Source organism: Paenimyroides ummariense (assembly GCF_900115115.1).
GTDB lineage: Bacteria > Bacteroidota > Bacteroidia > Flavobacteriales > Flavobacteriaceae > Flavobacterium > Flavobacterium ummariense.
Genome location: NZ_FOVI01000051.1, coordinates 1 through 7,724, shown reverse-complemented (window position 1 = coordinate 7,724; position 7,724 = coordinate 1). Strand labels below are relative to the sequence as shown.

Annotated in this window: 10 protein-coding genes; all 10 read right to left on the bottom strand. The window is 30.9% G+C overall.

Features of this window, described 5'->3' with window-relative positions; all coding sequences use genetic code 11:
* Positions 1–88: 88 nt before the first annotated feature.
* Entirely contained in the window at positions 89–280 is a 192-nt protein-coding gene (locus tag BM253_RS17735) for an IS1/IS1595 family N-terminal zinc-binding domain-containing protein (RefSeq protein WP_450088502.1), read from the bottom strand.
* Positions 281–524: 244 nt separating this feature from the next.
* Positions 525–944 carry a hypothetical protein gene (locus BM253_RS16895; protein ID WP_091526651.1) on the bottom strand — a complete coding sequence of 140 codons (420 nt, stop codon included), beginning with the start codon at positions 942–944 and terminating at the stop codon, positions 525–527.
* Positions 945–957: 13 nt separating this feature from the next.
* Entirely contained in the window at positions 958–1,950 is a 993-nt protein-coding gene (locus BM253_RS16890; RefSeq protein ID WP_091526649.1) for an RHS repeat-associated core domain-containing protein, read from the bottom strand.
* Positions 1,951–1,983: 33 nt separating this feature from the next.
* Complete coding sequence (locus tag BM253_RS16885) at positions 1,984–2,586, bottom strand: hypothetical protein (protein ID WP_091526647.1); 603 nt, start codon at positions 2,584–2,586, stop codon at positions 1,984–1,986.
* Positions 2,571–3,557, bottom strand: a complete 987-nt coding sequence (locus tag BM253_RS16880; protein ID WP_177205819.1) for an RHS repeat-associated core domain-containing protein — start codon at positions 3,555–3,557, stop codon at positions 2,571–2,573. Before BM253_RS16880 ends, BM253_RS16885 begins: the two co-directional genes overlap by 16 nt.
* 92 nt (positions 3,558–3,649) lie before the next feature.
* The gene (locus tag BM253_RS16875; protein ID WP_091526644.1) at positions 3,650–4,009 is read right to left on the bottom strand and encodes a hypothetical protein; all 360 of its coding nucleotides are present in this window, start codon (positions 4,007–4,009) and stop codon (positions 3,650–3,652) included.
* Between the two features lie 4 nt (positions 4,010–4,013).
* Complete coding sequence (locus BM253_RS16870; protein WP_091526642.1) at positions 4,014–4,376, bottom strand: hypothetical protein; 363 nt, start codon at positions 4,374–4,376, stop codon at positions 4,014–4,016.
* 12 nt (positions 4,377–4,388) lie between these two features.
* Positions 4,389–5,303 carry an RHS repeat-associated core domain-containing protein gene (locus BM253_RS16865; protein WP_245758528.1) on the bottom strand — a complete coding sequence of 305 codons (915 nt, stop codon included), beginning with the start codon at positions 5,301–5,303 and terminating at the stop codon, positions 4,389–4,391.
* A 43-nt stretch (positions 5,304–5,346) separates the two neighbouring features.
* Positions 5,347–6,282 (bottom strand): TolB-like translocation protein, encoded by a 936-nt coding sequence (locus BM253_RS16860; protein ID WP_091526639.1) that lies wholly within the window; start codon positions 6,280–6,282, stop codon positions 5,347–5,349.
* Position 6,283: 1 nt separating this feature from the next.
* Positions 6,284–7,390 carry an RHS repeat-associated core domain-containing protein gene (locus BM253_RS16855; RefSeq protein WP_177205818.1) on the bottom strand — a complete coding sequence of 369 codons (1,107 nt, stop codon included), beginning with the start codon at positions 7,388–7,390 and terminating at the stop codon, positions 6,284–6,286.
* Between the last annotated feature and the right edge of the window lie 334 nt (positions 7,391–7,724).

Below are 7,724 nucleotides of genomic sequence, written 5' to 3'. Positions count from 1 at the left end.
TTATTTGTTTGTTCCAACGTAAAATTATTAAATTATTCGTAAAAAAAACAGTGAGAATTTTAACATTTTTTATTTTGAAAAACCATAGTTATCGGGGGGATATTTTTAAAATACGTGCCATACTTCTAATACCCAAACCCTCTTTTATGTAAAGAATAATTTTGTTGTTTATATAGGCTAAGTATGCATTATACTTGTAATTTAAAACAATCGTTTTATTACATAATTTACATTTATATCGTTGTTTTCCGGCTTTTGAAAATCCATTCTTTACTAATATACCTTGTCAGCAAACACATATATTTTTTCTATCAACACATTTGATACATGAGGTGCTACTACTTACCATTTTTAGCTGTTTTAAGCCACTTAAATTAATAAAGACGAACAAATGTTCGTCTTTATTTTTATGAAATTATTCATTTTTAGTTTAAAAAACTACAGTTTACAAGGGTTTCAAATTTTATAAACATCTTCTGATACACTACTTAAGTTTGGGATTTTTAATTTTGATAAAGTTTATATTATCTAGTAAACTTATTCAGTAAACTAAAACCAAAAACAGCAATAATAGTTACAGTCACATAAATAATTAGTAGTCTACCATTTTTAAATTCATAATTTTTCAAAATATACTCATACTTTTTTCTATAAAATACCAAGAAATAGTTAATTACAGAACCAGGCATAAACATCACAATCATTGACCATAATAAATTCTGCAACTTTTCGTTTGTCGTTATTGTTCCCAATTGTTCCATTAGCTTGTCTGCCAAATTATATCCGGAAAAAAATCTGATAGCAGTTAAGATTGCCAAAATATTCAAACCAAGAAAAACAGACATGTATGCAAAAGTAAATAACTTCCAATGACTTTCGCCTCCGTTTTTTATTCTTTCATAATTAATAGCATCTGCCCAAACAGAATAAAATATTTTTTTCATAATATATATCTTTTTATTCTTGAGTTACATCATATATAAATCGCCCGGCAAAATAAAGTCCTGCACCGGCACCAATTGCCCATCCAACAGGGTTACTAGCTAAGAAAACAGTGGCTACTATAGATGCAGTACCAACACCTGCATCAACATAATCAATAGTTGTTGCTGTTCCATTATAGATTTTATATCCTGAATAACCTACCCCTACAGCTGTTCCTACTACACCAGCAGCTTTAGAATATTTTAAAATTTTAAGCCCATGCTTTCCTAAAACTGCATTACCTTTTGGACCTAATTCAGCATTGATTCTCCAATTTTGTTGTTTTGGTGACAATTTTTGGAAATCCCATAAATTATTGTTTGATTTAAAACCACTAGCAACTTTATACATTGCATATTCAGATGTGGCACTACTAATAGTACCTAGAGCACCCAAACCAAGTCCAAATGAATCCATAGCACCGCCAACATTTCTACCACCACCAGAGCCGGAACCATCTATGTCAATTAAAAGATCTGGTAATACTTCTACAAAATCATAAAAAGATCTACCGTCAAATTCTCCTCCTATTATCGTTAAAGTATAACCTTTTGACTCTCTATTAAATGATAATTTATAATTTCCAATATCATTATCAAGCGCAAAAGCTCTTGCTTGTTCCTCTGTCTCAAAAAGTCCCGTTGAATCTTCCCAAAACACAGGATTATTAAACCCGTAACGGTACGGTGTAAAGTCGGGTGCCAGCTCAGCCATTGGGTCGAGTACATTAAACCTTCCTAACGCGCTGTCGTAATGTCTAAAGTCTGTCTCTGTTACATTAAGTGCAAAGCTGTCTTCGTATTCTTTGTTTAAGAACTTATAAGCCTCGGCTTCTTCGTTGCGGCAACTATTGGCAATATCGTTATAGCCTGTGTGCTGTAACCCAAACGGATAATAGTTATTCTCTTCTAATATCTCAGTAGCAGGATTAATTGTTCCGTTACCGTCGCAATCTGCATAGCTCAAGCGTACATTACCAAGATGATCTTTGTATTGATATTAGCGGATTTTATTAGGATATTTAGCTTCCATATAATATTTGCTTATAAGTATACTTCCGAAAACACAACGTGAAATTTCATTTTTTTCTAAATTTATTTCATAAACAGCTTGAACCCCTCCACTCGAAAAATTAGCATCAGCTTGGCTTTTGTTTATTTCAAGAAGCTCATCACATCTATTGGATATAGCTTTATTTAATACAAAATCATAATAAAACTCTTCAATATCAGCCTCATCTATAAAAAGATATTTCCTAAAAGAGAAATTTTTATTTTTATATAAATTATTAGTAACTACATATTTTTTTTGATTATCAACATCAAAAATTATAACTCTAGAGGGACCTGAATCTATAGACGAATAAACATAATATATATGGTTGGTGTTTTTTAAACTGTCTTTTAAAAATTTAAGTACATATTTATCTGTATTTAATATTTCTTTTTTGCCAAAATGTAACCATTCACTATATCTGTCATTTTTATTGTTAGCATCAAAATTGCTTATTTTATTATAAAACTGTTTTGCATTGGTTGGTTTACAAGCATTATATATGCTGCACAAAAATGCTAACATTATTATTTTTAGTAATTTTTCCATTCTATTCCGTTTAAAGGTAAACTCTTTTTATAATTATTTAGAATTTCATTTGCTTTAGGGGTCAACTGAAAATTGTTATTTTCATTTTGTTCTAATATTCGTAATTCTTCAAATTTTTCAGGCGAAGATTTTTGAATACTTTCTGTTCCATAATGCGTTCGTAAAGGTATATTATGCTCGCTTCTTATCATATTTTCAATAAATACTGCAAATATTTCATCAAAGTGAGCTTGTGGATTGTTTCCAGGTATATTATCTACCCAAACTTCATGTCTAAAATTATTAAAAGATAATTGTGCACTAAAAGCATGTGCCAATTCATGAGTTAAAGGTATAAAAAAATCGGTTCCTTGAAATTTATTTTCAGTAGTAAAAAAATTAGGGAAAATACCAGATAAATTTATTTCTCCATGTCTATAACCATTTTCCCCATAATCTGACCTGTGAATATTTACATTATATTGGTTATTATTAAATAAATTTAAAAACCAGCGACCGTTTCCTCCACTACCGCCGCCAGCATTAGTAGTAAAATTATAAATTTGCATTAAATTTTGGTAAACAACTTCTGCAAAACTACCACTTGTGGCTGTTGTTTCAATCGTATATCCACCATTTTTATCTTGTTCATATAGTTTCCCATTTTCAAATTTCAGGTAATCTCTTTTCCCCTCATCCCAAACATAAATATAATCTCCATTTTTATCAATGAAATATGTTGGTGTATTTCCTGCATATTGATACGGAGTCATATTAGAAAACTTCTCCGCATAGTTATCTATATTAAAAAATCTTCCAACAGCAGGATCATAATTACGTGCGCCGTACTCATACATGTTTAACCCAAAATTATCTTCATATTCCTTACCGTTGTATTTGTAAGCTTCGGCTTCTTCATTGCGGCAACTATTGGCTATATCGTTATACCCTTGGTGCTGTAACCCAAACGTATAATAGTTATTCTCTTTCAAAACAGCCTCAATACGTTTGTAAAGAGGCTGTGTTGATATTAACGAAACGGATTACAAACAAGTCCGTACCATTCGTTTTTGAAAAAAGATTATTAAGCTACTATATATATTGGTAATCCAACTCCTAAAAACCAAAACAAAAGAGTAAATATTACATCTTGAACAGGTTTTTTGGTAAATGTCCAGAAAGTATTTTCTGGATTTCTTTTATAAATTTTCTGAAATAGTATATATAAGAGAAAAAACACAATAGATGATATCAACGGCATTTTCAATGCCACAACCATTTTAGGGTTTCCTAATTGATATTTTATCATTAATAATGATCCACAAAATAATACTATATTATAGAATATATTGATTAAAAAATATTTATAATTAAACAGCCACTCTATTTTAAACATAAACAGTAACATAGTGCTAAGACCTAAAGCAATAAAAATAAAATCCATAGAATTATATTCTATTTGTAAATACTAAAATTACAGGTAGTATAAATGCGATAAACCAAAATAAAGCATTAAATACACCATCAACCATTAAAGTTTTATCCATAGTCCAAAAAGTATCTTTTGGTTCTCTTTTATATATTTTCACAAAAGCATAATAAAATATTCTATATATACCCCATTGTAAAAGAGGTATTTTCAATGCTTCTCCGCCTTTGACATTTGCATTTTGAAGAATATACCCTAAAACAAATAGAACTATACAAGCGAATAGAAAAATAAATTGATACTTTTTGTCAACTAATATTTTTCTGTTGAATAGAAAAATATATAAAATTATTTGTCCAAAAAAAACTAAAAAGAAACCCATAAGTATATTAATTTAATCAAAAGAATTATATATAGAATCAAATGCTCCAAAACTGTCTGCAACACCTAAACCTATCGAAATAAATGGTCCAACAACAGGAATAAAGGCAGAAGCAGTAATTATTCCTGCGCCTGTTAATCTTGCGTAATCCGCACCTGATTTATCGCTTTCATAAAATTGATAAGCAGCAATTCCAACACTGGCACCCGTCATTAATTTACCAGCACCTTTTAAGTATTTAGCAGTTCCTAAACTATTTTTTACAGATTGTGAACTAATGTATTGATTTCCTCTAAACTTTTGGCTGTAAACCTTACCATTTTTATGAACATATTTACCGTTAGCAAGAGCATTTTCAACTTGTTGTGTAGTTTTTCCAAAAAAATGATATGTTTTTGCTTGTCTTGCTAATTCTCCCATTGCTAAAGCTCCAGAAGTAGCATTCATCGCCGAAAGTTCACCTCTTCCAAACGAAGAATTACTATTAGAGCCACCTCCATTTCTACCACCACCAGAGCCGGAACCATCTATGTCAATTAAAAGATCTGGTAATACTTCTACAAAATCATAAAAAGATCTACCGTCAAATTCTCCTCCTATTATCGTTAAAGTATAACCTTTTGATTGTCTATCATATTCTAATTTATAATTTCCAATGTCATTATCAAGAGCAAAGGCTCTTGCTTGTGCTTCTGTTTCAAACAAACCTGTTGCATCTTGCCAAAACACTGGATTATTAAACCCGTAACGATACGGTGTAAAGTCAGGCGCAAGCTCAGCCATTGGGTCTAGTACATTAAAACGTCCTAATGCACTGTCGTAATGTCTAAAGTCGGTTTCGGTTACGTTTAAAGCAAAACTGTCTTCGTATTCTTTGTTTAAGAACTTATAAGCCCCTGCCTCTTCGTTGCGACAACTATTGGCAATAATTGTTATTCTATTCTATTATGTATAAAATATTATCAGAAAATTAATTAGCTTTAATATTTATTGTAATAGTTTTTATCAATTTTCCATCTAAATCTAATACGTATATTAAATTTTGTTTTTGTTCTGATACAAATAATTTATTAAGTTTTTTAGAATAAGATAGATTACTTATATGATTTCCTGACTTACTTCTATAAATTTTTTTCTTTGTGTTTTTTCTAAAATCCACCAAATTAATTTTATAATAAGAAGTGTATACTAATTCAGTATCATTAATGTATTCTGCTTTTGAAAAACCGTTTAGACTTTTCAATGAATCATTTTTAACAGTTATCATGCTAATATTCTTTGTTTGATTGTTATAAAGAAAAACACCATCTTTTCCATCTAAAAATGAACTAAAAGTAAATTTATCTTTCTGTATATAATTAAGATTGTTCATTTGATATGCATTGAAATTTGTAACTCTCTTCGTAACATTCTTTTTAATATTTAATTCATAAATATCAAAACCGTGTGGGGCTTTTCTTCCAATTGGAGAATACTTGCCATACTCATTTGCTCCTAAAAAAATCAATTTGTTTCCAGCTTCTGATAAAACAGCTTCTGTTTTTAATAACGAATCATTTACAATTAGTTTACTGCTGTTTTCTTTAACATTCCACACACCTATAGAAGTTAACAATGAATTAGGGTAATCGGTAGCGATAAAAATTATTGAATCTCCTTCTTTACTATATCTCGGTGCATAATATGACAATGAATCATTATCTAATATTTTTTTTACATTTTCCCCATCTATATCACATCTGTAAATAGATGTTTTATTATCTGTTTTCCAAGAAAAAATGAGATGACTACCAGAAGGGTCAATGTCAAATGTTAATAAATGTTCTGTATCTTCATTATCTGATTTGCAGTTAAATAATATACAAGAAATTAGTAACGTAATTGTCAATACAATATTTCTTTTCATTTTAATACCTTATGTTGTTTTTTATACTATTAAGTATTGTTTGATAATAAGAATTAATTATCATATTAGTTTCTAGGCGAACAGACTTTATTTCACTAATAGGTGCAAATGCGCCATAAACAGCTATAGCCATATTGTAAGTCCTTGGGCTTATCCTATTTTCAGTTACAGGATCGGTTTTTCCTAGCCAATATCCAATTATAATTTTATACGCATCAGAAGCTAATTTTTTATCTGCAGCTAATACTTCTATACTATTAAGAGCTCCATCAATTCCTCCTACTTTAGCATTATAATAGGAGATATCATGAAAAAAAGCTGCCAAATCTAACATATCTTTAGGCTCTAATCCCAAAGTTTTGGGGTCGACATCAGGTCCTGGTCCAATAAAATTAGTTCCGAATAACATATTCCCATCGTACTTTACATTACCACTCGGGTAACCAGACATAACAAGTTTTGATAGAGACATCCAAATAGACTTTTTAGGATCTCCACCACCATTACCGTTTCCACTACTACTTGCACCTCCAGTATCATCCGTTGGTTTGTCTAAAAATAAGTACACTTGTTCTAGTGTTGTTTCTATAGTCTTTGCAAAGGATTCTCCAACAAGTTGTCCATTTTCAAATTCAAAACTTGTTACTCCACTTTTAGCTTTATTAAACAAATCAGCAATTGTAACATATGTTTCACTATCTGCTCCGCTCGGGTCACTCCAATACACAGGGTTGTTGTCAAAAGCACTGTAGGGCGAAAACTCGTGGTGTGTTATTGGATCCATTACCGTCCAACGCCCGATAGCAGGGTCATACTGGCGAAGATCCATTTCGTAAATGTTCAGCCCGAAACTGTCTTCGTATTCTTTACCATTTAACTTATACTTATACCCATCGCCCGGCAAGTTGTTATATCCCTGATGCTTTAAACCAAACGGGTAATAATTGTTTTCAACTACAATTTCGGTGGCAGGGTTTATGGTTCCGTCGTTATTTAAATCGGCATAAACCAAACGATTGTTGCCTAAATGGTCTTTGTAAATATAGTGATAAACATAATTGCCACCATTATTTTTAACATATCCTTCTGCATGCGGAAAAGTTTGCAATACGCCGTTTTCATATTCAAAGCCATACAGGTAATCGGTGGTTACTAACGCACCACCGCCAGGTTGTACTTTTTTGTTTAAGCGTGTGCCTGTGGCATCGTAGGTATATTTTTTTTCCTGTGTTAAAAAACAACTATTAAATGTGCAATAACAGTAAAGTGTTTTATATTAAAACAGCCTCAATACGTTTGTAAAGAGGCTGTTGGTTTAATTATTGCACGAGCAAGATGCTCGCGCCAGCCTTTAGATTTGTTCTTTGAAAAATTCATAAATTTATTAACAACCAAAACTGGCAAAGTACACCATTCGCTCTGCAAAGCTTTTAGACTTATCC